This window comes from Arthrobacter sp. AOP36-A1-22, assembly GCF_052377615.1.
GTDB lineage: Bacteria > Actinomycetota > Actinomycetes > Actinomycetales > Micrococcaceae > Arthrobacter_H.
The window spans coordinates 158085-183762 of record NZ_JBQSWX010000002.1 but is presented as its reverse complement, the minus strand read 5'-3'; the positions used below and the strand labels follow the sequence as shown (position 1 = coordinate 183762).

General features: G+C 67.1%; 27 protein-coding genes and 2 tRNA genes. 16 read left to right on the top strand and 13 right to left on the bottom strand.

Annotation, left to right across the window (positions count from 1 at the left end; all coding sequences use genetic code 11):
• From ACT3S2_RS02255 to ACT3S2_RS02245, 3 genes are read left to right on the top strand one after another with little or no spacing between them, the layout of a single operon-like run.
• Positions 1 to 519, top strand: coding sequence for a methylated-DNA--[protein]-cysteine S-methyltransferase (locus ACT3S2_RS02255; RefSeq protein WP_444553826.1), 519 nt, complete (start codon positions 1 to 3; stop codon positions 517 to 519).
• 16 nt (positions 520 to 535) lie between these two features.
• A complete protein-coding gene (locus ACT3S2_RS02250; protein WP_444553827.1) occupies positions 536 to 934 on the top strand; it encodes a hypothetical protein in 399 nt (132 codons plus the stop codon).
• A 57-nt stretch (positions 935 to 991) separates the two neighbouring features.
• Positions 992 to 1621, top strand: coding sequence for a DUF2249 domain-containing protein (locus ACT3S2_RS02245; RefSeq protein ID WP_444553828.1), 630 nt, complete (start codon positions 992 to 994; stop codon positions 1619 to 1621).
• A 7-nt stretch (positions 1622 to 1628) separates the two neighbouring features.
• Here ACT3S2_RS02245 and ACT3S2_RS02240 read toward each other — a convergent pair whose 3' ends face one another.
• Positions 1629 to 2546: a 2-dehydropantoate 2-reductase gene (locus ACT3S2_RS02240; RefSeq protein ID WP_444553829.1), complete on the bottom strand. Its 918-nt coding sequence runs from the start codon at positions 2544 to 2546 to the stop codon at positions 1629 to 1631.
• 38 nt (positions 2547 to 2584) lie between these two features.
• Between ACT3S2_RS02240 and ACT3S2_RS02235 the strand changes: the two genes are divergently transcribed.
• Positions 2585 to 3121: a DUF421 domain-containing protein gene (locus ACT3S2_RS02235; RefSeq protein ID WP_444553830.1), complete on the top strand. Its 537-nt coding sequence runs from the start codon at positions 2585 to 2587 to the stop codon at positions 3119 to 3121.
• A gap of 57 nt (positions 3122 to 3178) precedes the next feature.
• On the opposite strand, the gene ACT3S2_RS02230 is transcribed toward ACT3S2_RS02235, so the two are convergent.
• Positions 3179 to 3254, bottom strand: a tRNA-Ala gene (locus tag ACT3S2_RS02230).
• 201 nt (positions 3255 to 3455) lie between these two features.
• Here ACT3S2_RS02230 and ACT3S2_RS02225 point away from each other — a divergent pair.
• Both ACT3S2_RS02225 and ACT3S2_RS02220 read left to right on the top strand, forming a co-directional pair.
• The gene (locus ACT3S2_RS02225; protein ID WP_444553831.1) at positions 3456 to 3881 is read left to right on the top strand and encodes a VOC family protein; all 426 of its coding nucleotides are present in this window, start codon (positions 3456 to 3458) and stop codon (positions 3879 to 3881) included.
• A 158-nt stretch (positions 3882 to 4039) separates the two neighbouring features.
• The gene (locus ACT3S2_RS02220; RefSeq protein ID WP_444561153.1) at positions 4040 to 5422 is read left to right on the top strand and encodes a sugar porter family MFS transporter; all 1383 of its coding nucleotides are present in this window, start codon (positions 4040 to 4042) and stop codon (positions 5420 to 5422) included.
• Positions 5423 to 5435: 13 nt separating this feature from the next.
• On the opposite strand, the gene ACT3S2_RS02215 is transcribed toward ACT3S2_RS02220, so the two are convergent.
• From ACT3S2_RS02215 to ACT3S2_RS02205, 3 genes are all read right to left on the bottom strand, one after another.
• Positions 5436 to 6671, bottom strand: coding sequence for an MFS transporter (locus ACT3S2_RS02215; protein WP_444561152.1), 1236 nt, complete (start codon positions 6669 to 6671; stop codon positions 5436 to 5438).
• Between the two features lie 145 nt (positions 6672 to 6816).
• Positions 6817 to 8025: an NAD(P)/FAD-dependent oxidoreductase gene (locus ACT3S2_RS02210; RefSeq protein WP_444561151.1), complete on the bottom strand. Its 1209-nt coding sequence runs from the start codon at positions 8023 to 8025 to the stop codon at positions 6817 to 6819.
• A gap of 93 nt (positions 8026 to 8118) precedes the next feature.
• Positions 8119 to 9270, bottom strand: a complete 1152-nt coding sequence (locus tag ACT3S2_RS02205) for a N(5)-(carboxyethyl)ornithine synthase (protein ID WP_444561150.1) — start codon at positions 9268 to 9270, stop codon at positions 8119 to 8121.
• 107 nt (positions 9271 to 9377) lie between these two features.
• Here ACT3S2_RS02205 and ACT3S2_RS02200 point away from each other — a divergent pair, with 107 nt between their 5' ends.
• Positions 9378 to 10286, top strand: coding sequence for a cation diffusion facilitator family transporter (locus tag ACT3S2_RS02200; RefSeq protein ID WP_444561149.1), 909 nt, complete (start codon positions 9378 to 9380; stop codon positions 10284 to 10286).
• Here ACT3S2_RS02200 and ACT3S2_RS02195 read toward each other — a convergent pair.
• The 6 genes from ACT3S2_RS02195 to ACT3S2_RS02170 form a co-directional block, all read right to left on the bottom strand.
• The gene (locus ACT3S2_RS02195; protein WP_444561148.1) at positions 10283 to 11755 is read right to left on the bottom strand and encodes an enoyl-CoA hydratase/isomerase family protein; all 1473 of its coding nucleotides are present in this window, start codon (positions 11753 to 11755) and stop codon (positions 10283 to 10285) included. The genes ACT3S2_RS02200 and ACT3S2_RS02195 overlap by 4 nt on opposite strands.
• 14 nt (positions 11756 to 11769) lie before the next feature.
• Entirely contained in the window at positions 11770 to 12981 is a 1212-nt protein-coding gene (locus tag ACT3S2_RS02190) for an acetyl-CoA C-acetyltransferase (RefSeq protein WP_444553838.1), read from the bottom strand.
• A gap of 16 nt (positions 12982 to 12997) precedes the next feature.
• Positions 12998 to 13228, bottom strand: coding sequence for a hypothetical protein (locus ACT3S2_RS02185; RefSeq protein ID WP_444553839.1), 231 nt, complete (start codon positions 13226 to 13228; stop codon positions 12998 to 13000).
• A gap of 75 nt (positions 13229 to 13303) precedes the next feature.
• A tRNA-Ala gene (locus ACT3S2_RS02180) sits at positions 13304 to 13379 on the bottom strand.
• Between the two features lie 83 nt (positions 13380 to 13462).
• Positions 13463 to 14617: an alanine racemase gene (locus ACT3S2_RS02175; RefSeq protein WP_444553840.1), complete on the bottom strand. Its 1155-nt coding sequence runs from the start codon at positions 14615 to 14617 to the stop codon at positions 13463 to 13465.
• Entirely contained in the window at positions 14604 to 14819 is a 216-nt protein-coding gene (locus ACT3S2_RS02170) for a helix-turn-helix domain-containing protein (RefSeq protein WP_086994207.1), read from the bottom strand. Before ACT3S2_RS02170 ends, ACT3S2_RS02175 begins: the two co-directional genes overlap by 14 nt.
• 397 nt (positions 14820 to 15216) lie before the next feature.
• Between ACT3S2_RS02170 and ACT3S2_RS02165 the strand changes: the two genes are divergently transcribed.
• Positions 15217 to 15690: an Lrp/AsnC family transcriptional regulator gene (locus ACT3S2_RS02165; RefSeq protein ID WP_444553841.1), complete on the top strand. Its 474-nt coding sequence runs from the start codon at positions 15217 to 15219 to the stop codon at positions 15688 to 15690.
• A gap of 21 nt (positions 15691 to 15711) precedes the next feature.
• Here the strand turns inward: ACT3S2_RS02165 and ACT3S2_RS02160 are convergent, their stop codons facing one another.
• Positions 15712 to 17178: an SDR family oxidoreductase gene (locus ACT3S2_RS02160; RefSeq protein WP_444553842.1), complete on the bottom strand. Its 1467-nt coding sequence runs from the start codon at positions 17176 to 17178 to the stop codon at positions 15712 to 15714.
• Positions 17179 to 17233: 55 nt separating this feature from the next.
• Entirely contained in the window at positions 17234 to 18046 is an 813-nt protein-coding gene (locus tag ACT3S2_RS02155) for a tryptophan-rich sensory protein (RefSeq protein ID WP_444553843.1), read from the bottom strand.
• Between the two features lie 105 nt (positions 18047 to 18151).
• Between ACT3S2_RS02155 and ACT3S2_RS02150 the strand changes: the two genes are divergently transcribed.
• From ACT3S2_RS02150 to ACT3S2_RS02115, 8 genes are all read left to right on the top strand, one after another.
• Entirely contained in the window at positions 18152 to 18709 is a 558-nt protein-coding gene (locus ACT3S2_RS02150; protein WP_444553844.1) for a MarR family winged helix-turn-helix transcriptional regulator, read from the top strand.
• 77 nt (positions 18710 to 18786) lie between these two features.
• Complete coding sequence (locus ACT3S2_RS02145) at positions 18787 to 19845, top strand: polyprenyl synthetase family protein (RefSeq protein WP_444553845.1); 1059 nt, start codon at positions 18787 to 18789, stop codon at positions 19843 to 19845.
• A 2-nt stretch (positions 19846 to 19847) separates the two neighbouring features.
• Complete coding sequence (locus ACT3S2_RS02140; RefSeq protein WP_444553846.1) at positions 19848 to 20732, top strand: phytoene/squalene synthase family protein; 885 nt, start codon at positions 19848 to 19850, stop codon at positions 20730 to 20732.
• The gene (crtI, locus tag ACT3S2_RS02135; RefSeq protein WP_444561147.1) at positions 20732 to 22471 is read left to right on the top strand and encodes a phytoene desaturase family protein; all 1740 of its coding nucleotides are present in this window, start codon (positions 20732 to 20734) and stop codon (positions 22469 to 22471) included. The genes ACT3S2_RS02140 and crtI overlap by 1 nt, the downstream gene beginning before the upstream one ends.
• Positions 22468 to 22830, top strand: a complete 363-nt coding sequence (locus tag ACT3S2_RS02130; protein WP_444561146.1) for a lycopene cyclase domain-containing protein — start codon at positions 22468 to 22470, stop codon at positions 22828 to 22830. Before crtI ends, ACT3S2_RS02130 begins: the two co-directional genes overlap by 4 nt.
• The gene (locus ACT3S2_RS02125) at positions 22827 to 23141 is read left to right on the top strand and encodes a lycopene cyclase domain-containing protein (protein ID WP_444561145.1); all 315 of its coding nucleotides are present in this window, start codon (positions 22827 to 22829) and stop codon (positions 23139 to 23141) included. The genes ACT3S2_RS02130 and ACT3S2_RS02125 overlap by 4 nt, the downstream gene beginning before the upstream one ends.
• Positions 23138 to 23992 (top strand): prenyltransferase, encoded by an 855-nt coding sequence (locus ACT3S2_RS02120; protein ID WP_444561144.1) that lies wholly within the window; start codon positions 23138 to 23140, stop codon positions 23990 to 23992. The genes ACT3S2_RS02125 and ACT3S2_RS02120 overlap by 4 nt, the downstream gene beginning before the upstream one ends.
• The gene (locus ACT3S2_RS02115) at positions 23989 to 25647 is read left to right on the top strand and encodes a cryptochrome/photolyase family protein (RefSeq protein ID WP_444561143.1); all 1659 of its coding nucleotides are present in this window, start codon (positions 23989 to 23991) and stop codon (positions 25645 to 25647) included. Before ACT3S2_RS02120 ends, ACT3S2_RS02115 begins: the two co-directional genes overlap by 4 nt.
• Positions 25648 to 25678 lie beyond the last annotated feature (31 nt).

Sequence of the window (25678 nt, the reverse complement as noted above, 5' to 3'; positions counted from 1 at the left end):
ATGCTCCGCTACGCGTACATGGACTCACCGATCGGTCGGATCCGGCTCTCCGCCACCGGGAAGGGGTTGGCCGGCGTCCACATGGAAGACCATGCCCACCAGCCCGCGGGGCCGCCGGAAGGCACCGAGGTCTCCGATTCCGCGCCCTGCCCGATCATCGGGCAGGGCATCGACGAACTCGGCGAATACTTCGCCGGCACCCGAACCCGTTTCGACGTGACCCTGGATCCCTCCGGCACCGACTTCCAGCAGCGGGTCTGGGCCCTGCTGCGCACCATCGACCATGGGACGACGCGCAGCTACGGGGATCTGGCCGCCGCACTCGGTGACCCTCATTTGTCCCGCGCCGTCGGTACCGCCAACGGACGTAACCCGCTGTCGATCATCGTCCCCTGTCATCGCGTCATCGGCGCCGATGGGTCGATGACCGGCTATGGCGGAGGGGTCGACCGCAAACTCTTCCTGCTCCGGCTCGAGGGCGTCCTGCCGTCGGCCGAGGACCAGCCCCCGTTGTTCTGACGCCCGAGGAGGCACCATGCGTACCGTCGCCATTGTCTACTACGGCCGCCACGGCCCCAGCCGCGCCTATGCCCAGGCACTGGAGAATGCCCTGCGCGGTGCGGGGAACCTGGCCGAACAGATCCAGGTGCGTGACGCCGCGGCCAACGACGTCGTCTTCTACGACGGGCTGGTCCTGGTCGGGCCGCCACTCTTCGGCCGCCTGCATGGCCTGGCCCTGGCCCGCGCGCTCGCCCCCGAACGCCGTAGCGCCGTCGTGGTCCTCGGCGGAAACCGGCCGGCGGAACACTACCGGAAGCTGTTCCGTCCGGCCGAGCGCCCCAGCATCTCCTTCTTCCAGGAGCAATCCCACCAGGACACCTCGGTGGTCTTTTCCACGGTGGCCCCGGTGGTGGACTGGGCCAGGAAGCTCTAGGAACGGCCACGGCCTACCGTGGAGTCACCAGTTCCCCCGAAATCAAGGAGACCACCGATGACCAACACCGATCCTCCCGGAACCACGCAGGAACTGGACCTGCGGGAACTGGATGCCCCCGAGCGCCACCGGCACGTCCTGGAACGGTATGCGCAGCTGCCGGTCGAGGCGTCCCTTCTTCTGGTCGACGACCGCGACCCGCACGACCTGCGCCACGAGTTCGAGTCCGAACACCCGGGCAGCCACGAGTGGGAGCAGCTGGCCTCCGGCCCCGGACGGTGGCGTATCCGCCTCACGAAAATGGCCAGCACCCCGCTGCCTCGGTTGCTACTCGACACCCGGGCCGTGGCCGGGCGAACGGGCGAACCCGGGGTCTCGGGAGCGGTGTGGAACATTCCGGCCCGCGAACGCGACCTCGACTCGAACATCATCTCCCTGGAGCCTGGAGGCTCCATCGACGCCTACGCCGGCCCCGAACTCGATGTACTCATCCACGTCCTGGGCGGCGAGGGCACCCTGGGCACCGAACGCGGGGACGTCCCGCTCTCCCCCGGGTCGCTGGTCTGGTTGCCCCGCCGGTCCCGGCGGTCATTCGCGGCCGGGCCGGGCGGGCTGCGCTACCTCACGGTGCATCAGCGCCGGCAGTCACTGGTGCTGCGGACCACGCGTCCCGACGCCCCGGCCTGACCCCTCCTCAGGGTGCCGGTGCGGCCGCGGCCCGCCCGCCGGCCCGGAGCTGCACCAACGTCAGATCCACCAGCGGAGTGTCCACCTCCACGGCGCGGGCCCGCACCTGGAGGTCCCCCAGGATGTGTTCGGCCTCCGTGGCGTGTCCGGAGACCACATCACGGTAGAGCGAGGAAACGAACGCCGAACCGGGATCGGTGAGCAGACCGACGGCCTGGTCGTGGCTGGCCGTCTGCGTGCGATGCCCGGCCGCCGCGGCGACGGCCTCGGTTTCGGCGATCGCGGCATCGATATGGGCCCGCCCCCCGGCGGCGAGGATGTTGCCGACACTGTTGCGGAACAGGCAGGTGACGACCCCGGCGGCGGCAATGAACACCCACTTGTCCCAGAGCGCCTGCAGCACGTCGTTCGTTTCGAAGAGCTCCAGCCCGGGGACCCGCAGCGTGTCGGAGATCCGTGCAGGCACGGCACTGCCGTCGAAGGTGCCGATGGTCATGGTGGCCAGGTCCGTCATTTGCCGCACGGAACCCTCCTCGCCCAATGCGGCAATGATCTTCACCAACCCGCCCAGCGGGATTCCGGCCGGCAGGGACCGGATCAGGTCGATATGGCGCATCCCGTTGAGGAAGGGGACGACGGTGGTCCCGGTGCCGATGAACGGGGCCGCGTCGTCCAGGGCGGCGTCGAGGCCGGTGGCCTTCACGGCCAGCAGGACCAGATCGAATTCCCCGGCGGACTGACCGGCCGTGATGACCTGGACGGGCAGGACCCGGTCACCGTCCGGGGCCATGAACCGCAGCCCCCCGCGGCGGAGTTCTTCGGCCCGGGCGGCCCGGACCAGATAGGTGACGTCACGGCCTGCTTCCAGCAGTCGTGCACCAAAAGCACCACCGGTGGCCCCGGCGCCTACGATCAGTATCCTCATATCGACAGTATCCCCCACCCCCATGCCAGAATGTCCGAATGGACTTGAGTTACTTCTGGACCGGCTGGGAGCCGGTCATACATACCCTGCTCATCGGCATCGTCGGCTATCTCGTGCTGGTGATCCTGCTCCGGGGGACCGGGCCGCGCACCATGGCGAAAATGACGCCGTTGGACTTCGTCATCGCCGTCACCCTGGGGTCCACCTTCGGCCGCACCGTCACGGCGGTCGATGTCAGTCTCGCCCAGGCGGTGGCAGCACTGGTGCTGCTCGTCGGGGTGCAGTGGGCCCTGGCAGGTCTCCGGGCGCGCTGGAACGTCATGCGCCGTGTCCTGGACTCACCCCCGGTGCTGCTCTACTACAACGAGGAACTGCAGCACCGGGCGTTGCGCCGCCACCGGTTGACGGAAGCCGATGTGCACACCGCTGCCCGGCAATCGGGGCAGGGGTCCCTGGCGGACGTCCAGGCAGTGGTCCTGCAACAGGACGGCTCGCTGGGAGTCATCACCCGTTCCGCGATGGGCGACGGCTCCAGCATCCTGCCCTACGCCGAGCGCGAGGGTGAAGGCCACTAACCCGGGAAAGACAAAAAGGGCTTCCCGATTCCAATGAACCGGGAAGCCCTTTTCCTGTGGTGGAGGTAAGGGGATTCGAACCCCTGACCTTCTGCATGCCATGCAGACGCGCTACCAACTGCGCCATACCCCCGCAGGTCGTCCCCACCGTCGGCTTCCGACGTCCGGGACGATTCAATAATCTACAGCACCGGCCCCGTGATGCGCCAATCGGGGCCTCCCACGCGGGAGCGCCACCGGCAGGAGCACCCCTCCCCTTCACAAGCCCGCGCTGCGGCAGCAGGATGGGTGGAGGACACCACCGTGTCCGTTCCCCCGGACGAAGGGCACCACCATGAGCATCGGAATGACCCCCTACTTGAGCTTCGGCGGCAATGCCCGTGAAGCCATGGAATTCTACAAATCAGTTTTCGGCGGCGAGCTGAGCGTGCTGACCTTCGCCGAGGGCATGGGCGAAAAGGATCCGGAACAGAGCCAAAAAGTCATGCACTCCTCGTTGTTCCTCGAACGGGGCATCCACCTGATGGCCAGTGATCCGGGCCCGGGATGCGATCCCACCCCGAACGGGACCATCTCGCTGAGTTCGGACGGGTCCGAGGGCGGCGACGGGGACACCCTGCGCGGCTGGTGGGACCGGCTCGCCGCCGACGCCACCATCACCATGGCACTGGAAGAAGCCCCCTGGGGCGATTCCTTCGGACAACTGACCGATGGGTTCGGCATCAACTGGATGTTCAACATCACGGCCGCCCACGGCTAGGCCCCGGGCCGCCTTCCGGCCCCGGAGGGTGCTGGCTGTTCCGGAGGGGACCAGGACCAGTAGGCTGAAAACGGTGGACCAGGCCACCTCGTCCAGGTGCTTCGCCTGCCGTGGCAGCCCCACGGCCCGCGTCCCGACCATCTCTCAAGAAAGCCGCCATGCGCACAGAATCCCGGGACCGCACGAACCCTGCCCCGAAATCGCCCAAACTGGTCTACGCGGTCAGTGCCATCGCAGCGGTCGGGGGTTTCCTCTTCGGCTACGACACCGGGGTGATCTCCGGGGCCCTGCTGTTCATCAACGACGACTTCTCCCTGACACCGCTCACCGAAGGCGTGGTCGTCAGTTCCATCCTCGTCGGGGCGATCATCGGCGCCGTGGGATGCGGGCCCCTCGCGGACCGTCATGGACGGAAGAACACCATCATCGCCGCGGCAACCGTCTTCACGATTGGTGCACTGTTGGCGGCCTTCGCCCCCACGGCGGAACTACTGGTCGTCGCCCGCCTGGTCCTGGGTCTGGCGGTCGGGGCCGCGTCGGTGCTGGTTCCGCTCTTCATCGCCGAAGCAGCACCCCCGGCGATCCGCGGTCGGCTGGTTTCGGCCAACCAGCTGCTCATCACCATCGGCATCCTGGCTGCCTACCTGACCAACGCACTGTTCGCCTACGACGGCGGATGGCGGTGGATGTTCGGTCTGGGCGTGATTCCGGCGATCGTGTTGGGCGTGGGGATGCTCTTCCTGCCGGAGACCCCCCGGTGGCTCTTCGAGAAGGGGCGGACCGAGGAGGCCCGCACCGTATTGGGCCGGCTCCGGGACCCGCAGACGGCCGATACCGAGTTCCAGGAGATCCACCGGTCCCTGCATGAGGACCTCGAACCCAAGTCCACACTGCGCGACCTCACCACTCCGTGGGTCCGGCCGGCGCTGATCGCCGGCATAGGCGTGTCCATCTTCGGCCAGGCCAGCGGCATCAACAGCGTCATCTACTACGCCCCGACGATCTTCAACTCCACCGGGCTCGGAGCCTCCACCGCCATCCTGGGCACCGTGGGCATCGGGGCCGTGAACGTCGTCATGACCATCGTCGGCATGTCCCTGGTGGACAGGATCGGGCGTCGCATCCTGCTGATGACCGGATTCGCCGTCATGAGCATCACGCTCCTCGTCCTCGGCTTCGTGCTCCACGGCGACAGCCTGGACCCCTCGGCCGGGTGGATCGCCATGGTGTGTCTGGCCGTCTACATCGCCGCCTTCGGCGCCAGCGTCGGCATCGTCGTCTTCGTGCTGCCCTCCGAGGTCTACCCGCAGCGGATCCGCGGCTCGGCCATGAGCGCCACCCTGATGTGCAACTGGGGCATGAACTTCGTGGTGTCGCTGACCTTCCTGTCCCTGTTCGACGCGCTCGGCAAGTCGTGGACCTTCTGGCTCTATGCCCTCATCTGTGCGCTGGGCTGGCTCTTCGCCGTCAAGCTCGTTCCCGAGACCAAGGGACGCAGCCTGGAGGAGATCGAGTCCTGGTCACGGGCGCGGGCGAACTGATGCCCCCTGGGGTCTAGTTGGCCCCGGCGGCCGGGATTTGCGCCGCGGCCGCGTCGGCGGCCGCCCGGACCTTGAAGACCCGGGCGGTCAGCAGTGCCAGGCACAGACCCAGCAGGGCCAGGCCCGCCCCCAGGAAGGCCGGGGCCTGGTAGCCGAAGCCGAGTTTGATCACCACGGCACCCAGGGCCGCACCGAGGGCGTTGGCGACATTCAGCGCCGAGTGGTTCAACGAGGCCGCCAACGATTGGGCCTTCGGCGCCGAATCCATGAGCAGGGCCTGCAGGCTCGGCACCAGGATGGAGCCGGTACCGCCGAGGATGAAGACCAGGATCAGGGCGGGCACCGGGTAGGGCGAGAGGACCCCGAAGGCGCTCATGAACACGACCATGGCCGAGGTGGCGATGTAGATGCTGCCATGGACCGACCAGTCGGCCAGCCTCCCACCCAGCAGGTTCCCCAGGACCATCCCGATCCCGTAGAGGCTCAGGACCAGCGGGACGGCCCCTTTTTCCAGACCGGTGACATCGGTCAGGGTCGGTGAGATGTAGGAGTAGACGGCGAAGAAGCCCCCGAAGCCGACGATGCCGGTGGCCATCGCCAACCAGACCCGTCCGCTGCGCAACGCGGACAGTTCCCGGCGGATGCTCGCCCCCTCATGGATCGGGTTGTAGGGGACCCAGAGGCGGATGCAGATCAACGTCAGGACACCGACCAGGGCCACCGAGGCGAACATCCACCGCCACCCCAGCTGCTGACCCAGCCAGGTCACCGCGGGCACCCCGAGGACGTTGGCCACCGACAGGCCCATCATGACCCAGGCGATCGCCCGGCCACGCATGGTGGCGGGGACCAGGTTCCCGGCGAGGATGGCGGCGAGTCCGAAGTAGGCCCCGTGGGGCAGCCCGGAGAGGAAGCGGGTCACCAGCATCGAATCGTAGGTCGGGGCCAGGAACGAGGAGAAGTTGGCGAGGGTGAAGAACACCATCAGCCAGGACACCATCGTCTTATGCGCCACCCGGGCCCCCAGGGCGGTCAGCAGCGGGGCCCCGACCACGACGCCGAGGGCGTAGGCGGAAATCATCAGCCCCATGTCGGCGTTGCCGACACCGAGGTCCGTTGCCCCCTCCTGGAGCAGGCCCATGATGGCGAACTCGGTGGTGCCGATGCCGAATCCGCCCAACGCCAGCGAGACCATGGCAATGAACAGGGGACGCCCGGTAAGCATGGTGTTATGTGGCGGGTGGGTCATGCGGCGGTTCCTACCTTCGGGGTTCTGCGGTGGAGGGTGACCGGCCAGGTGCCTCTTTGCCGTCCGTGGCGCGTATCGACCACAACAGTCTATGGACCCCGTTCCATTCCCGCACCATCGACGACGCGGAGCCCCGCCCCGGGGCTCAGAGGTCGGCCAGTTCCACCCCGGTGTCGGCCAGCCGCTCCTCAGCCACCGTGCGGCCCACTATGGAACGCAGGGTGTCGTTGACATCCCAGATGTTCACGTTCATGGCCGCCGTAACGACGCCTTCCTCGAGCCAGAAGGCAATGAACTCCCCCGAGTCCAGGCTCCCCCGGACGACGGCCTGGGCACCGGGCCCGGCATGCCCGACGTATTCCATGCCCAGATCGAACTGGTCGGTGAAGAAGTAGGGCAGCCAGTCGTAGCGGTCCGCATGCTTCAGGATGGTCTTGGCCGCGAGTTCACCTTGCCGGATGGCGTTGTCCCAGTGCTCGACCCGCAGCCGGCCCAATTTGGTGTTCACCGCGTTGGCGAGGTCCCCGGCGGCGAGGATATCGGGATCGCTGGTGCGCAACGACGCGTCCACCAGCACCCCGTTGTCGGTTTCGAGCCCGGCGGCCTCCGCCAGGGAGGTGGCCGGGACGGCGCCGATGGCAATGAGCACGACGTCGGCCGGCACCTCGCCGTCCGAGGTGTCCAGGCCGGCGGCCCGTCCGTCCCGTTCGATGATGCCCTTCACCTGGGTGCCCAGGCGCAGCTGGACCCCGTTGCTGCGGTGCACCTCCGCGAAGTGTGCGCCGATCTTTTCGCCCATGACGTTTTCCAGCGGCGTGTTGTTCGGGGCGACCACGGTCACTTCCATCCCGGCCTGCCGGGCGCTGGCGGCGACTTCGAGGCCGATCCAGCCGGCCCCGACGACGGCGAGGCGCCCTCCGGCGGCCAGGGCGTCCTTGAGAATCTGCGCATCGCCCAGCCGGCGCAACATCATCACCCCGGGCAGATCGGTCCCGGGCAGGTCGAGGTGACGCGAATCGGCGCCGGTGGCCAACAGCAACTGGCCATAGGGGAACTCATCCCCCGAATCCAGCCGCACCACATGACGTTGACGGTCGATCTCGGAGGCGTGCCCACCGAGCACCAGGTTCACCTCGTGCGCGGCGTACCATTCGGCGTCGTGCTCGACGCCTGCCTCGGCGTCCTGCTTGCCCTGGAGGAACTCCTTGGACAGCGGGGGACGCTCATAGGGCGGGGTCGCCTCATCGGCGATCAGGGTGATGCTCCCGGAGTACCCCTGCTCGCGCAGGGTCTGGGCGGCATGCGATGCCGCGAGTCCCCCACCGATGATGACCGTACCGTCCGATGTTGCCATGATGACCTCCCGGCTGATGCTGCTTTTCCCCGGTATGGGGACTCCTTCCTTCAACGTAGGCCCGTCCCCGCCGGGGTGCAAGCACCGGTGGGATCAGGCCGGCTCGTGCGGGTACCCCAGCGCCCGGTGCTGGAATTCGAGGATCGCCGGGTTGGCGACCGCACCGTCCCGGATCTCGATGGCCCGGGTGACGGTTTCGCTGTTTCCCCAGGCGTCCGGACCGCCCATGACCAGGGGCAGGAACGGCAGAAGTGCCTCGCTGATCTCCCAGCTGGCCGAGTTCCAGAGATAGGACGGGCTGTGGTCCACCGCGTAGTAGTCGATGTTCTTTCCAACGGTGAACATCGGCTCCGCGAAGGTGGTGGGACGGGCCCAGTCGAAGCCCATTCCCGCGTCGCAGGAGACGTCGATGATCAGGCTGCCCGGTTCGAACGCCCCCAGGTCCTCCGTGCGCAGATACAGCAACGGGTCGTTGGGGTCCTGCAAGGTGCAGTTCACCACGATGTCGCTTTCGGCCAGGAACGGTGCCAGCGGGACCCGCCCCCGGTCATCGGTGATGACCTCGGAGAGGTAGGGGCCGCCGTCGTGGTCGAATTGGATCATCTGTGCGGCGTGGATCGGCGCCGCCACCGAGGCGACCTTGCGGTTGGTGAGCACCCGGATGTCGCTCACCCCGTGGGCCTTCAGCGCGGTGACCGCACCCCGGGCGGTGGCCCCGAAACCGATGACGACGGCGGTGAGCCGGCGCCCGTAGTCCCCGGTGACCCCGGTCAGGGCCATCGAATGGATGACCGAGCTGTAGCCGGCGAGCTCGTTGTTCTTATGGAAGACATGCAGGGAGAACCCGCCGTCACCGGCCCAGTGGTTCATGGCTTCGAAGGCGATCAGCGTCAGCTTCTTGTCGATGGCCAGCTGGGTCATTTCGCGGTCCTGGACGCAATGCGGCCACCCCCAGAGCGTCTGGCCTTCGTGCAGGTCCTCGAGGTCCCGGGCCTGCGGTTTGGCCAGCAGGACCGTATCGGCGGCATCGATGACAGCGGTACGGTTCGATACCCCGCGAACCAGGGTGGTCAGATCGGCGTCGGAATATCCGAACCTCTCCCCGTAGCCCTCCTCCAGAACCATGCGGGCCCGCAATGCCGGATCGATGCGTTCCAGGTGCGCGGGGTGGATGGGGACGCGATGCTCGTCGACTTTTCGCGATATGCCCAGTACGCCCAGAACGGGTTCCTTCTCAGTTGCCATGGTCCACATCCCTTATCGGGGCGCCGCCCTGGCGCCATTGGCCTTAGGCTACACCGCAGCCGGGCCCACGGTCCCCGGTCCTAGACTGGCACCATGGGGAAGCCAACATGACCGTGGTCATCGCGTTCATCGCCAACATCCTGGTGGCGATCGCGAAGTCGGTGGCTGCCGTGGTGACCGGCTCGGCCTCCATGGTCGCGGAGGCCGCCCACTCCTGGGCCGATGCGGGAAACGAGATCTTCCTGCTCATCGCCGACCGGCGTTCGGCCCGCCCGAAGGACTCAAGGCACCCGCTGGGTTTCGGGCGGGAAGCCTACGTCTGGTCGATGTTCGCCGCCGTGGGGATCTTCACCGCCGGCGCCGTCTTCTCGATCATGCACGGGCTCCAGGAACTCAGCAACCCGGCCCCCGTGGAGTCCCCCGGGATCGCCTTCCTCATCCTGGGGCTGGCCTTCCTGATCGAGGGCACCTCCTTCACCCAGGCCGTGGTGCAGGCCCGGCGCAAGGCCCAAGCGCAGGGCACCTCGACGTTCGAGCTGGTGCTGCGGACCTCCAATACGACCCTGCGGGCCGTGGTGGCGGAGGACTTCGCCGCCCTGATCGGTCTCCTCGCCGCCGGCACCGGCATCTACCTCCACCAGGTCACCGGCGATGCCCGATGGGATGCGGCCGGCTCGATCGTCATCGGCGTGCTGCTGGCCGTCGTGGCGTTGGTGCTCATCGACAGGATCCGGTTGTTCCTGATCGGCGCCAGTTCCACCCCGGAAATCCGGGCGCGGGTCGGCCGGGCCCTGCAGCGGCATCGGGAAATCGAGCGGGTCACCTACCTGCATCTGGAATACATCGGACCGGACCGGCTTTTTCTGGTCGCCGAAGTGGATCTGGTGGGAAACGATCCGGAGGAGGACGTGGCCCGGCAGATGCGCCGGCTCGAACGTGAGCTCGAAGCCCATGAAGGCATCGAAACAGCCGTGTTGTCGCTCTCGGTCAGCGACGAGGCGTCACTGGAGTTCTAGGCCTCACGCCAGCGGGTGATTCCACCGGTCCACGCCGGGAATCCGGCACCATCTACCGAGGCGATGTTCAGTGCTGCGGCCATCGCCGGCCCCTGGTCCTCCAGGTGTTTGCGTCCGGCCCGGGCCATCGCCGAGAGCAGGCGTGTCTGGGCCGGATCGGTGGACAGCCCGGGGGCCTCCTGCCCTCCTTCGGGGGCCGGGGCGATGGCGTCCCGGCGGGGCGGCTCCTGCAGGCTTTCGACCACGGCCTGGAACAGCGGGGACGCCAGCCCCGCCTTCTCGGCGGCCCGTTCAACGGAGATGGCTGACATCCCCCCGACCACCAGGTCCCGTGCGGTGTCCCGGGCGGCCGCCAGGAGGTCCGCTCCCATCCGCCGGGCCATTTCCGGGGCGCTCATCCGCGCATCCTCGCCGACTTCGTCTTCCACCACCGCAGCGGTTCCCGCGGCGGCAGGAGTCTGGGCAGCGGCGGAGGTCACCGCATCGGGAACGGCACCGGTGGTCGCGTCGATGGCCTGGCGTCCGGCCGCCTTGCGGTCGGTGTGCCGCAGGCCGATCATCGCCGTGGAGACCGGCGAAACGACGGTCTGCGTGTAGTAGCGGGCCTCGATGGCGGTGGCTGTCTCCACGTCGACCTGTGCCCCTTCCACGGCGGCGGCGAGGATGGCGCGTGGCGCCGGGTTGTGCAGCGCGTCCGGGCGGCCGCGCAGTCGGGCGGGCAGGAACTGCAGGATCTCGGTCAACGCGTTCCGGCCGGGTCCGGTGGGAACCTGCGGTGCCCCGTCGGGAAAGACGTAGCCCTCGGCGTCCCAGGGCTGGCGCGCCACGGGATGCTCCCGGATCCACCGTCGTGCTGCCGGCAGCAGGTGTTCCTCGGTCTCGAGCGACTCGTCGATGATGCCCAGTTGGAGCCCGTCCCGGGCGCCCACGATGGTTCCGCTGAGCAGCAGTTCGTCCAGGGCGCGTTCGATGCCGAGCAGCCGGGTGGTGCGCAGGACGCCTCCGGCGCCCGGGCAGATCCCGAAATCGACTTCGGGCAGACCGAACCTGTTGCCGGGGGCGTCCACGGCGATGCGGTGGTGGGTGGCCAAGGCCAGCCCCAGGCCGCCGCCGATGGCCGCCCCGTTCAGTGCGGCCACGACGGGGACCCCGGTCGTTTCCAGGCGGCGCAGCAACCGGCCCCACCCCCGGGCCAGCTCATCCACCGTCCGGGCATCCGCGGCGGTCGCCGCGGCCATCGCCTCCAGATCGGCGCTGGCGCAGAAACTGCTCTTCGCCGAGGTGAGGATGATTCCGGCGACGGAGGCGGGGTCCGCGGCCCGGCGTTCGTCGAGGGCATCCAGCCGTCGGGTCATCGAGGCGATGAAGGCAGCATCGAGCAGGTTCACCGTCCGTCCGGGGGCATCGAGGATCCAGGTGAGGATCCCGGCGTCGTCCTCCTGCTCGCGAATGGCCTCTTGCTCTTCCATGTCCATCCTCCGGTTCAGCTGCGTTCGATCAGGGTGGCGACGCCCATGCCGCCGCCGATGCACAACGTGACCACCGCACGGCGGAGCCCGGTGCGTTCGAGTTCATCGACCATGGTGCCCAGGATCATCGCCCCCGTGGCACCGAGGGGGTGGCCCATCGCGATGGCGCCACCGTGGACGTTGAGCCGGTCGTCGGCGATGGCGAAGTCACGCTGGTATTTGAGTGCGACGGCGGCGAAGGCCTCGTTGATCTCCCACAGGTCGATGTCCTCGGGGCCCAACCCCGCGGTGGCCAACAGCTTGCGGGTGGCGGGGGTGGGGCCGGTGAGCATGACCGTCGGATCCGCTCCGGAGACCGCGGCTGCGGTGATACGCGCCCGCGGGGTCAGCCCCAGGTCCTCGCCCACGGTTTCGGAGCCGATCAGGACCAGACCGGCCCCGTCGACGATGCCCGAGGAGTTGCCCCCGGTATGGACGTGGTCGATCTCCGGGACCCAATGGTATTTTTCCAGCGCGACGGCATCGAAGCCGCCATCGGTGCCCATCCGGGCGAAGGCGGGACGGATCGAGGCCAGCGTGTCCACGGTGGTCCCGCGGCGCAGATGCTCGTCGTGGTCCAGGACGGCCACCCCGTTCTGGTCCTTCACCGGCACGATCGACCGCTCGAAGTACCCGTGGTCCCACGCCGCGGCAGCCCGTTGCTGTGATCTGGCGGCGAAGGCGTCCACGGTCCTGCGGTCGAAGCCTTCGATCGTGGCGATGAGGTCGGCGCTGATCCCCTGCGGGACGTAGGAGGTGTCGAAGCTGGTGGCCGGGTCGAAGGCCCAGGCCCCGCCGTCGGAGCCGATGGGGACCCTGGACATGGATTCGACGCCGCCGGCGATGACCAGATGTTCCCAGCCGGAGCGGACCTTCGCGGCGGCAAGATTGGCGGCCTCCAGTCCGGAGGCACAAAACCGGTTGAGTTGGAATCCGCCGACGGTGTCCGGAAGTCCGGCGGCGATGGCCGCGATCCGGGCGATGTCGGCCCCCTGGTCGCCGATCGGGGTGACCACCCCGAGGATGAGATCGTCGATGCGTGATTCATCCAGCCCCGGATTGCGTTCACGCAGGGCATCGATCAGACCGGTGACCAGCGAAATCGGTTTGGTCCCGTGCAGGGCCCCCTGGCGACCGCGACCGCGCGGGGTGCGCACGGCGTCATAGATATAGGCTTCGCTGCTCATGCCAGCTCGGCTCCCTTCAGCGCATCCGTCCTGCGTGCAACATCGCACGGTGGTTCCATCGTAGGCGGTTCGGCTCCACGGGGGCAGGGTCGGGTGCTTCACCGGTCGGCGGCAGGGAAACCATGGCCCGGATCTTCTGCGGTGCTGCCTGCGACTTCGCGGGCGAGGCATTATGCCTGGCCGTCCTTCCCACGGGCCAGCCGTGGGCGGCGGCGAACCAGCTGGCAGGAGCCGCAGGTGAACTCATTGGAAGCCCGGGACCCGGTCGGCCGAAGGGCAGAAAAAGAGTCCAGTCGGGGTGACACCCGGCTGGACTCCGCTGTGGTGGAGCTTGGGGGAATCGAACCCCCGACCTTTTCATTGCGAACGAAACGCTCTACCAACTGAGCTAAAGCCCCGCGCGCATGAAATCACACGCTGATACCACTTCCGTCAGCTTAACGCACTCCAAGGGGTCAACACAAAACATGCCGGCCCCGGCTCAGCTATTGCGGCCGCGCGCAGCCACGATCCAGCGGTCGACTATGTCGTAACCGGCCTCCGGACCGGTCCTGCCGTCCTTCCGCCGGACCACCGTCACCGCATCCACGAGATTCGGCACGAGGCACACGTGGTTCGGGATGACCTGCAGGACCTCCCCATGGCCCGGAAGCCGACTTCCCGCCGGGTACTCCACGGTCCCGTGGTGCTCCGATAGTGCCGAGACATGCGCCCGTGGGGCACCCAGGATCCGCCCGAATCCGGTGGCCCAGGCGGGGCGGTCCCCTCCGAGGACCTTCGACCCGGCATCGAGCACCACCTGCCCACCGCCCTCGGGGCGGTCCCGCCGGGAGACGACCGTTGCCGCGACCGTCAACGCGATGTCCCCGACGTCGCAGTGGCCCATTTCCAGCTGCTGGGCATCGTTGAACACATAGACCCCGGGCCTGACCTCGGTGGCCGCGCCGGGCTCCGAGGCATAGGCCGTCGGGGTTGAACCGCCACTGAGCTCCAACCCTTCGAAGCCGGCGGCCCGCAGCGAACCGGCGGCCTGACGCAGAACCCGGGATTCGTCGTCCACGGCGCCCGCGGAGGCGCCGGGGCCATAGCTGTGCCCGGGGAAGGTGAACAAGCCCACGATGCGCAGCCCGGCCTCGCGGGCCGCCACGGCAACGGACGCGGCCTCCTGCGGATCCGCGCCGCTGCGGTGGTGTCCGCTGTCGAGTTCGATCATGATGCCGGCCGTAGCTGCTTCCTCGCCCAGTCGGGAGGCCAGGTTCCGTGCTCCTTCGAGGGAATCGACGCCGACGCGCAACCGGGTCCGTCGGGCCAGTGCCGCCAATCGGGGTGCCATCGGCTCGCCCACCCAGAGCGGATAGGCGATGAACAGGTCCTCCACGCCGGCGTCGGCGAAGACCTCGGCCTCCCCGAGGGTCGCTACGGTGAGTCCGGTTGCTCCGGCGGCCCGCTGCATGGCCGCGATCTGCAGGATCTTATGGGTTTTGGCATGGGGACGCAGTCGCTGTCCCCGTGCGGAAACGGCCCGCCCCAGCGCGTCGATGTTCCGGCGAAGGATATCGAGGTCGATCAGGACCTCGGGGGTCTGCAGCGTCGAGGGGACGACGGCGGGGAGCTTGCTGCCCCTAGCGGCTTCCATCACTGGTGATGCCACCGTCCTGTTTGAGCCCTTCGCGGGTGGCGACATATTGACGCTCGATATAGGCCTCGAGTTCGCTGCGCTCCACGCGCCAGACGCCCCGCCCGCCGACCTTGATGGCGGGGAGCTCGCCGCTACGGACCAGCGAACGAACCTGGGGCATGTTCACGCTCAACTCCTCGGCGACGTCTTCCAGACGCATGAATCTCATATCTCGAAGTTAGCCCGTGTTTGACGTCGTTTCCAGTCATTAGGAGCACGTGGGGACAATCAGGGGTCACGTCACGTAGGCCCGCAGGATTCCCTCTGGGGGAATCTCGCGGGCCATACTCGTAGTGGACTATTGGTTGCGGGGCTTCTTGGGCCGTACCGTTCCGGAAGCGCTGGTGGTGCCGCCGAACCGTCAACCTGACCTTCGAATGCTTGTGGCATTGCCCAGTTCCTCTCATCAATAGACCATTCGCCGGTCAGACCGCGCAACAGTATTGATTTTGATTGATCAATATGACTACTCTTGGATTCCGTTCGCGGAGAACGTTGGTCATTTTGACCGGCATCCGGCCGAGGCCATCCGCAGCACCCCAGCAAAGGAGCACCGGGTGACACCCGAGCGATATCAACTCGACACCACGGATCGCCGCATCCTGGCCGCCATGGACCAGGACCCGCGCATCCCGATCATGATGCTGGCCCAGCGGCTGGGCCTGGCTCGTGGGACCGTACAATCCCGCCTCGAGAAGCTGGCAGCCTCGGGTGCCTTGCGTCCCAACAGCAGTCGCGTCACCCCTGCCGCCCTGGGCCGCGGGGTCTCCGCCTCCGTCTCCGCGGAATTGGACCAGTCCAAGCTGGACGAGGCGATCGCTGCGTTGCGGGACATTCCCGAGGTGCTCGAATGCTTCGCGCCGGCCGGTGACACCGACCTGCTCATCCGGGTCGTGGCCTCGGACCCGGATGACCTGTACCGGGTCAGTGAGGTCATCCGTTTCTGCCCGGGCATCACGCGCACCTCGACGTCGATGTTCCTGCGTGAGGTCATCCCCTACCGCACCACCGGCCTGCTCCACGAACCCTGATCCGTCGAAAGGCAGTGGGTTTCAGGCCCCGGAGCGTTGATGCGCTGCGCGGACCACGCGGTCCACCATGCTCTTGAAGATGACCCCATGGAAGGGCAGAACCCCCAGCCAATAGAGCCGACCCCATAAGCCGCGGGGGAAGAAGATCGCCCGCTGACGGTACATGCTTCCGCCCCCGGGCGCCGGCTCGACCCTCAACTCCAGCCAGGCGCCACCGGGCACCTTCATCTCGGCGCGCAACAGCAGTGACTTCCCGGGCTCGATGGCCTCGACGCGCCACCAATCAACGACGTCATTGAGCATGAGGTTCGTTTGACTCCTGCGCCCACGACGCAGCCCGACACCACCGGCCAGCTTGTCCATCCAGCCACGGACCGACCAGGCCAGGGGCATGGAGTACCAGCCGTTATCGCCACCGATGCCCTCGATGACCTTCCACACCTGCTCGGGGGAAGCGTCGGAGGCCCGTTCCCGGTCGTCGGTGAAAACGGTCCGCCGGGCCCATTCCGGGTCACTCGGCAAGGGTTCGGCCGGCTCCGCCAGTACTTCGGCATTGGCCCAGGACGTCTCCACGGCCCCCGCCTCGATCTTGATCAGAGCCAACTCCACCGACCGCTCATAGCCGGTCAGGCCGCCCTCGGGAGGAGAAATCAGATCATCGATGCGCCGGTCCTTCACCACGCAGTCATGCTGCAACGACTCCACCAGCGGGATGGCCAGTGCGCGGGGAATGGGCGTGACCAGATTGACCCACTGGCCGGCGAGCCACGGGGTGAGCACGGGCAGCGCAATCACCCAGGGTTGGCGCAGACCCGCGACCTTGGCATAACCGCGCATCATCTCCGAATAGGTCGGGGCGTCGGGCCCGCCGATATCGAAGGTTCCGGCGGCCCCTTTGGGCAACTCGGCGGCATTGACCAGATAGTAGAGCGCGTCCCGGACGGCGATGGGTTGGACCCGGTTCCTCACCCAGCGGGGCGCGGGCATGACCGGCAGGACGTCGGTGAGGTGCCTGACCATTTCGAAGCTGGCGGATCCTGAGCCGATCAGTAGTCCGGCTTGCAAGACCACCGTTGGGGTTCCCGAGGTGGAGAGGATCTCACCCACCTCCTTGCGGGAGGCCAGATGGCGGCTGAGCTCACCTTCGGGGTGGAGCCCGGAGAGGTAGACAATCCGCTTCAGACCAGCTTCGCGCGCGGCCTGGGCCACGTTGAGCGCACAGCTACGCTCGATTCGTTCGAAGGAGGCGTCCCCACCCATGGAGTGCACCAGATACATCATGACGTCGACCCCCTCGACCAGCTGCTGCGCGGCCCGGGCGTCCTCGAGGGCCCCTTCGACGACTTCCACCTGATGGGCCCACGGAATATCGCGGAGCTTGGCGGGATTGCGGGTCAGCACCCGCACGGTGTGCCCCCGTTCCAGCAATAGCGGAACCAACCGGCCCCCGACGTATCCGGTGGCTCCGGCCACGGCAATGCGGCTCATCTGCTTCTCCTTCGTCGGTGGTGCTCTTGAAAACTGGTGGTTCAACGAACAGCTGTCACGACCGCGCGACCTCGGCTGCCGGCCCGTGCGTGACCAGTCGTGCCGCCACGACGGCTACCAGGACGAGGGCTGCGGCACTGGCCGCAGTGACGGCCACGGGGGTGGATTCCAGCCCGCCGTCGCTGCGGCCGACGGTGATCCAGACCAATCCCCACGCCAGCGCCACACCGGGTCCCAGCCGACCGCGCGAGTACACCGCGGTTCCCACGCCGATCGCTGCGACCACCAGTAGGACGGCACCGGCGATGACCGGCACCGGAAGCCCGAAACCCGTGAACCCGGAGGAGGCCAGCAAGGCCGAGACGTTGGCCACTGCGGCCACCGACACCCACCCCAGATAGAGGCCAAACGTGCCACCGAGAACAACCCGGTCCAGCAGATTGGACTCCGGGGTGCGCCGCAGGATCACCAGGATGACGCACAGCGTGGCCAAAAGGGCGAAGATCACCACCACGCTGACCCCCAACCATCCCAGTTGGACCACCCCGAGCCACAGGGCGTTGAGCAGGCCGGACGCCGCCGCCCATCCTCGGAGCTTGCGGTGAAGGGCATCATCCCGCCGGGAGGGCAGGAACTGGACCACGGCGTAGAGCAGGAGGCCGAGATAGATGATGCTCCAGATCGAAAAGGCACCCGACCCCGGTGCCAGGATGGTGCCATCCGCTGACAGCCAGCCGTCCGCCACATCCTGCACCGACGTCCCGACCACGGCGCCGCTTCCGAGGAAGGCCCCGGCGATGGCCAAGGCCATGGCGGCAGCCGTCAGCAATGGGGCCAGGGTGCCCGAGCGTGCTGTCGTGGTCGGCATTCTTCGCTCCTGCTTCATCGTCTCCAGAGGAGTCGCACTCGACAAATGGTGATTCATGCACAAGTATGTAGCTAGATTTTCTTATTATCAAGTAAGGCTGGACCCATGGCAGAGAATGAGCAACCCACCTCCCCGGCGAGCCGAATGCACCCGGCATCAGTGCACCTGCGCAGGATCCTGGTGCTCAATGACGTCATGGAATACCGCATGCGGATGCACCTGAAAACAAACGACACCGATTTCCAGGCCATGCAACAACTCATGCAGCTGGGGCCGCTGACACCCTCGAAATTGGCTGGGGCCCTCCACCTGACCACGGCGGCCATCACCAGCGTCATCGACCGGCTGGAAAAAGCGGGCCATGCCGAACGCGTCCCCCACCCCACCGACCGCCGCGGGGTCCTGGTCAAACCCACCGACTCCTCGGTACGCGAGGCCATGGCGCAACTCATGCCGATGATCCTGAAAACCGACTCCCTGGTGCGGGAGATGGACGACAAGGAACAGCAGGCCGTCACCCGCTATCTGCAGGGAGCAGCGGATGCCGTACAGGAACGGATCGACGCGATGGCCCAGGAACACCAGGAGCAGTCGGAGGAAACCGGCGGACCCACCACCGCCGGCCCCACCGCAAAGGCGAAGAAGACGGAGGATGGGACATGAGTACCGAACTCCATGAGTGGAAACACGCAGGCTCATCCGGAAGCGTGTGCACGAGGCCGCCTCCTGAATCAACCGGCATGGCGCCTTCGCCCCAGGAGGCCTCCCCCTCCTTCGACGAGATGGTGCAACGAATACTCGATGCGGAGCAACGGGCGGACCGTGCGGCACCGGGGTTGAACTCACGGAACTACGACGCCTTGTGCCGGCGACTGGAAGCCACCCTGCACGGCGGCAAGCGGACGCGACCCCACCTGGTCCACGTCGCCTTCCGGGCCTTTGGAGGCCGGGATCTCGAGGCAGCAGCCACACTCGGTGCCGGATTCGAAATGCTTCACGCCGCCTTGCTGATGCACGACGACGTCATCGACCGTGATTTCGTCCGTCGCGGTGTCCCGACCCTGGGAGCCGGGTATCGCGACGATGCACTGGCCCATGGACATGCCTCGGGGACCGCCGAACATGCAGGACATTCAGCCTCCATCATCGCCGGCGACATCCTGCTGGCTGGTTCCATTCGCCTGGCGGCCTTGGCCTCGGCCGGCTCCCCGAACGCCCGCACCATCCTCGACGTGGTGCATTCCGCGCTCCTGGCTTCAGCCGCCGGGGAACTCGATGACCTGGTGTTCTCCCTCTCCCCGGCCAGGACACCTGAATCCGATGTGCTGAACATGGAACGGCTCAAGACCGCCATCTACTCCTTCGAAGCCCCGCTGCAAGCCGGGGCGTTGCTCGCTGGCGCGCCGCCACGTCTGGCGGCACGGTTGGGCGGGTTGGGCCGGAACCTGGGAACCGCCTACCAGATCATCGACGACGTCCTGGGGACCTTCGGGAACCCCCAGGAGACCGGCAAGTCCATCGACTCGGACCTACGCTCGGGCAAACGCACCGTGCTGACGGCCCAGGCGGAAGGCCACCACGGGTTCCGCTACGCCCGGGATGCCTACGCTGCCGGTCGTGCCGGCATCGAGGAGGTGCGTTCGGCGTTGGCCGATAGCGGCGCCGAACCCCGAGCCCGGGCCCTCGCGTCGAAGTTGGTCACCTCCGCCTTGAACGAGGCACGGGGTCTCGAGCTGACTCCGGCGATCCTCGACGAGCTCGCCACGATCGGCGAACATGTCCTGAATCGGAAGAAGTAGTCATGAGCATCGAGGACCTCTCCAAATACTCCGACGCGGCCGGCCGAAGTGCCGGCGTCGTGATTTCCCGCTATTCCTCCTCGTTCGGTCTCGCCTGCCGGATGCTGGGCCCCCGGGCCCGCCGGGACATCGAGAACATCTATGCGTTGGTTCGTGTCGCCGACGAAGTGGTGGACGGCGCAGCGGCTGCCGCCGGTCTGGATGTCGTCGCCGTGGGCGAGCAATTGAACCGCCTCGAACAGGAGACCGAGCTGGCGATGCTGTCGGGGTACAGCACCAACCTGGTGGTCCACGCCTTCGCCGGCACGGCCCGGGACTGCGGGATCCAGGCAAGCCTGACACAACCGTTCTTTGCGTCGATGCGAGCCGACCTGACGGTCACCCGGCATGATGCCGACTCATTGGAGGAATACATCTATGGTTCCGCCGAGGTGGTGGGACTGATGTGCCTGCGCGTCTTCCAGACCATGCCCGGAGCCAGCAAGGGCCACGACCAGGAACTGGAACGGGCGGCACGCAGCCTCGGATCAGCCTTCCAGAAAGTCAACTTCCTGCGCGATCTGGCGGCCGACGGCGAGGAACTGGGACGCAACTACGTTGCCGCCTCCGGCACCGCGCCCCTCGACGAGGCGGCCAAGGACCATTTGATCGCCCAGATCCGCTCGGAACTCATCGAAGCGCAGGCGGGCCTTCCCCTTTTGGCCCCCGGCGCCCGGCGGGCCGTTGGCTTGGCCCACGGGCTGTTCGTGGCCCTGGTCGATCGGCTTGACGCAGCTCCCGCAGAGCACCTGCTCCAACGCAGGATCCGGGTCCCGGGAGCCGAGAAAGCTTCGATCGCGCTGCGTGCCATCGCAGCACGGTCCCCGCGCAAGGCAAAGGCAGTTTGATGAGCTGGACTTCATTCCGACGTCGTGCCGCACGACGCTACTACGACCCCGCCGCCCGGGCCGCACGACGAAACAGGCGCGGTCCCACCGGCTCGGCCCCCACCACCGGCCCTTCGTCCCCGACGGGCCAAGCAACCCGCAGGATCGTGGTCATCGGCGGCGGCATCGCGGGGCTGGCCACCGCTGGCCTATTGGCCCGCGACGGTCACGACGTCACGCTTTTGGAACGCGGGGAACAACTCGGAGGACGGGCCGGACGCCATGCGGTCGACGGCTTCACCTTCGATACCGGCCCCTCCTGGTACCTCATGCCCGAGGTCATCGACCACTGGTTCCGGCTCATGGGAACCAGTGCCGACGAGCAACTCGACCTCGTGAAGCTCGCCCCCGCCTACCGCACCTTCTTCGAGGCGTACCAGGAGCCGGTGGACGTGCGCACCGGCCGAGCCGACGTCGAGGCACTTTTCGATTCCATGGATCCCGGGTCCGGGCAGAAGCTGCGGTCCTATCTCGAGTCAGCGGAACTGACCTACTCGCTGGCCAAGAAGCACTTCCTCTACGACGACTTCCGCACCTTGGCGGGGCTGGCCCACCCCATGGTGCTCCGCCATGGGGTGGACATGGCCCGGCTGCTGGCCACGAACCTCAACGCCTTCATCAGCGCAAGGTTCCGCGACCCGCGCCAACGCCAGTTGCTCGGATACCCCGCGGTCTTCCTGGGGACCACCCCCTTCAAGGCGCCGGCGATGTATCACCTGATGAGCCACCTGGATCTCGCCGACGGCGTCCTCTACCCCAAGGGCGGATTCGCCGCCCTCGTCGATGCCATGGAAGCCATTGCACGCGCCGCAGGCGTCACGATCATCACCGACGCCACCGCGCAACGGATCACCACCCGTGACGGGTCCCGCCGGCGTGCCGTGGTCGATACCGTGGAATACTCCGATGCCGCCGGGGCCCGGCAGGTAATCCAGGCCACCGACGTGGTGGCCGCCACCGATTTGCACCATGTCGAGACCACGCTGCTTCCGCCCGGAAGGCAGAGCCACCCCGAACGGATGTGGCGGCGGCGCGACCCGGGCCCCAGTGCGGTACTGGTCTGTCTGGGGATCCGTGGAAACCTCGATGAATTGGTCCACCACAACCTGCTCTTCACCGCCGACTGGCGGGAGAACTTCGGCCGGATCGACGCCGGGGAGGACCTGGCCTCGCAGACATCAATCTACGTCTGCAAACCCAGCGAAACCGATCCCGGCGTTGCCCCGGCCGGGCACGAGAACCTTTTCATCCTCGTCCCTTCCCCGGCCGTTGAGGCCTGGGGTGCCGGTGGCGCCGACGGCACCGGGGCGCCCATGGTGGAACGGGTGGCCGACGCCGCCATCGACCAGCTCGCCGACTGGGCGGAGATCCCCGACCTGCGTGAGCGGATCGTCGTACGGCGCAGCTACGGTCCCGGGGATTTCGTGGAGAACTTCAATGCCTGGAAGGGCAGCGCACTGGGTGCTGCCCATACCTTGCGCCAGAGCGCCTTTCTGCGACCGGGGATCCGCAGCGCCAAGGTAGACGGTCTGTTTTATGCCGGAAGTTCCGTCCGCCCCGGCATCGGCGTCCCCATGTGCATGATCAGCGCCGAACTGGTCCTCAAGGCCATCCGCGGGCAGACGTTCCGGGGCGCGTTGCCGGTGCCCGGGCCTCGAACGATCAGGGCGAATGCCGAATCCCCGGCGAGAACGGCATGACCTATCTGCTGATCCTGTTGTTCCTGCTCGGCTGCATGACGCTGCTCGATGCCCGCTTCGGCCTGTTCTTCTGGTCCCGCCCCTGGAAGGCGGCGCTCGTCCTGGCCCTGGGCATCGTCTATTTCCTGAGTTGGGATCTATGGGCCATCGCCGCGGGCATCTTCCTGCACCGCGACTCCCCCTTGATGACCGGCATCATGCTGGCCGACCAGCTTCCCCTGGAGGAGCCGGTCTTCCTGCTGTTCCTGAGCTACCAGACCATGATCGCGTTCACCGGATGCGTTGCCTGGCTTCGCCACCTGTTCCGGGACAAGACGGGCCACCGGGCCACCGTGCAGGAAGGACCGGTGGGCTCGTGAGCTATCTGGAACTGAACTACTTCTTTCTGGGACTGTCCCTGCTGACACTGCTCTGGGCCATCCTGGCCCGTCGGCTGGATCGCCGTCGGATGACGGCGATGTTGGTCGGTGTCTTCGCCCTGTTGATCCTGACGGCAGTCTTCGACAACGTCATGATCGGCTCAGGGCTTTTCGACTACTCCTCCGAGACGCTGGCCGGGCCGAGGGTCGGTCTGGCTCCGTTGGAGGACTTCGCCTATCCTCTGGGGGCCGCCATCCTGCTGCCTTCGGCTTGGTTGCTGTTGGATCCCCGTCCCCGAAAGGACCCATGAAGGACCTCATTGCCACCTCCCGCCCCGTCTCGTGGGTCAACACCGCCTACCCGTTCGCGGCTGCCTACCTGCTGGCCACCGGTGGCATCGACTGGATCCTGGCGGTGGGGACACTGTTCTTCCTGCTGCCGTACAACCTGGCGATGTATGGGATCAACGACGTCTTCGACTACGAATCGGACCTGCTGAACCCCCGCAAGGGCGGGGCCGAAGGGGCGGTGGTGGATCGAACCCGGCACCGGACGATCCTGTGGGCCTCGGCGTTGTTCGCGCTGCCCTTCGTCCTTGCCCTGGCCACGCAGGGCGGTTGGCCCGCCAACCTGGTCCTGCTGGTGTCCTTGTTCGCCGTCTATGCGTACAGCGCCCCGGTGTTCCGGTTCAAGGAACGCCCCTTCCTGGATTCGGCCACCTCCAGCATCCACTTCGTCTCCCCTGCCCTGTACGGGCTGGTCCTGGCCGGGGCCACCTTCACCCCCGGGCTGTGGTGTCTTTTGGCGGCCTACTTCCTTTGGGGGATGGCCAGTCATGCCTTCGGGTCGGTGCAGGACATCGTCCCGGACCGTGAGGCGGGCCTGGGCTCGGTGGGCACCGTGCTCGGCGCCCGCCCGACCGTCGTCGCCGCTGCCGCTGCCTATGTTGCCGCCGGACTGTTGATGCTAGCCAGTGCTTGGCCCGGGCCCCTGGCCGGGCTGTTGGCCTTGCCGTATGCGGCCAACGTCCTGCAGTTCCTGCGTGTTGACGATGCCGGATCGGGGGTCGCCAACCGTGGATGGCGCCGCTTTTTGTGGTTGAACTACTTCACAGGGTTCTGCGTGACCATGCTGCTGATCTGGTATGTGGGGATCCGATGAGTTCGATCATGTGGTTTCGCGACGACCTACGCCTCGCCGACAACCCCGCCCTCCTAGCGGCCACCCACGACGGCGGGGTCGTGGCCGTCTACATCCTCGACGAGGAATCCGAGGGGCTGCGCCCACTGGGTGGGGCCGCCCGCTGGTGGCTGCATCAGGCCTTGACCGGTCTGCACAGCGATCTCGCGGACCGGGGCATCCAATTGGTGTTGCGCCGTGGCCCGGCCGCCACGGTCATGTCGGCTCTGGTGCAGGAGCTGAAACCGGAGAGCATCTATTGGAACCGCAGGTACTGGGAACCAGAACGGGCAGTGGATACGGCGGTCAAGGAGAACAGCCGGGTCGCCGGAGTCCATGCCGAGAGCTTCCAGGCCTCGCTCCTTCACGAACCATGGAAGGTCACCACCGGTCAGGGCGGACAGTACCGGGTGTTCACGCCGTTTTGGAACCAGCTCAAGAAACTGGACTTCCGACACCCGATGGAAGCCCCGTCAGTTGGCGCCAACCCACGTGATCCGCGGCCGGGAAAGGAGATCCCCGCAATCGGTTCGGACGATCTGGCTACCTGGACACTGGTTCCTGCCGGTTCCACCTGGCCGGAAAAACTCGCGACCCATTGGAGCCCCGGAGAGGCCGCCGCCTGGCGCTTGCTGGAGGAGTTCAGCGAGGAGGCCGTGGCCGACTACGAAGAGGGGCATGATTTTCCGGGCATCGCCGGCACCAGTCGACTGTCGCCGTATCTTCGCTGGGGACACATCAGCCCCTTCCAACTCTGGCATGCCCTCTCCGAGGCTCCCGGCCCGAGCACGGCTGGCGCTGCGGCCTTTCTGCGGCAGGTGGGATGGCGCGAGTTCTGCTGGCATCAGCTCTTCCACCACCCGGAATTGGCCCAAGCGAACCTACGGCGGGTCTTCGACGGCTTCGACTGGAGATGGCCGACGGAACCCGGGTCGGCCACACCGGCCCGGCTGCGCGGTATCCGCAGCCCGACGGCGACCACCGAGCAGGCCGTCTCGGAGGAACCCGTGGACGCCTGGAAGGCGGGGTGCACCGGGCTGCCCATGGTCGACGCGGGCATGCGTCAGCTGTGGGAAACCGGGTGGATGCACAACCGCGTGCGGATGCTGGTCGCCAGCTTCCTGACCAAGAACATGGGGGTGCATTGGCAGGTCGGGGAACAATGGTTCTGGGAGACCCTGGTGGATGCCGATCAGGCGTCCAACCCGGCGAACTGGCAATGGGTGGCCGGTTCCGGCGCCGATGCTTCACCGTTCTTCCGGATCTTCAACCCGCAAACCCAAGCCAAGCGCTTCGACGCGAATGGCCGGTATGTCTCCCGCTGGGTCCCGGACGCAGCACTTCCCGACTATCCCGAGCCCCTCGAGGACCTCTCCGAGTCCCGTCGGCGGGCGTTGGCGGATTACGACCGGATCAAGAAGTCTAGCATGCATCGGGCTATTTGGCTCGGCGCAAGGTGGCCCCTGGAAGAAGGCCGGGTAGCGCCACCGCATGTAGAACATGACGACCACACCCAGGGCAAGCACCGCGATACCCAGGATGAACACCATCCCGAGCCCGGCGATGTTGCTTCCCGATCCGTACTCGGGGTCCATCGAGTCGACCGCGGTCTTGAAGAGCGCCTTCGACGTCGGTGACACCCCGCGGCAGGTCGCAGGCTCTTCGGCC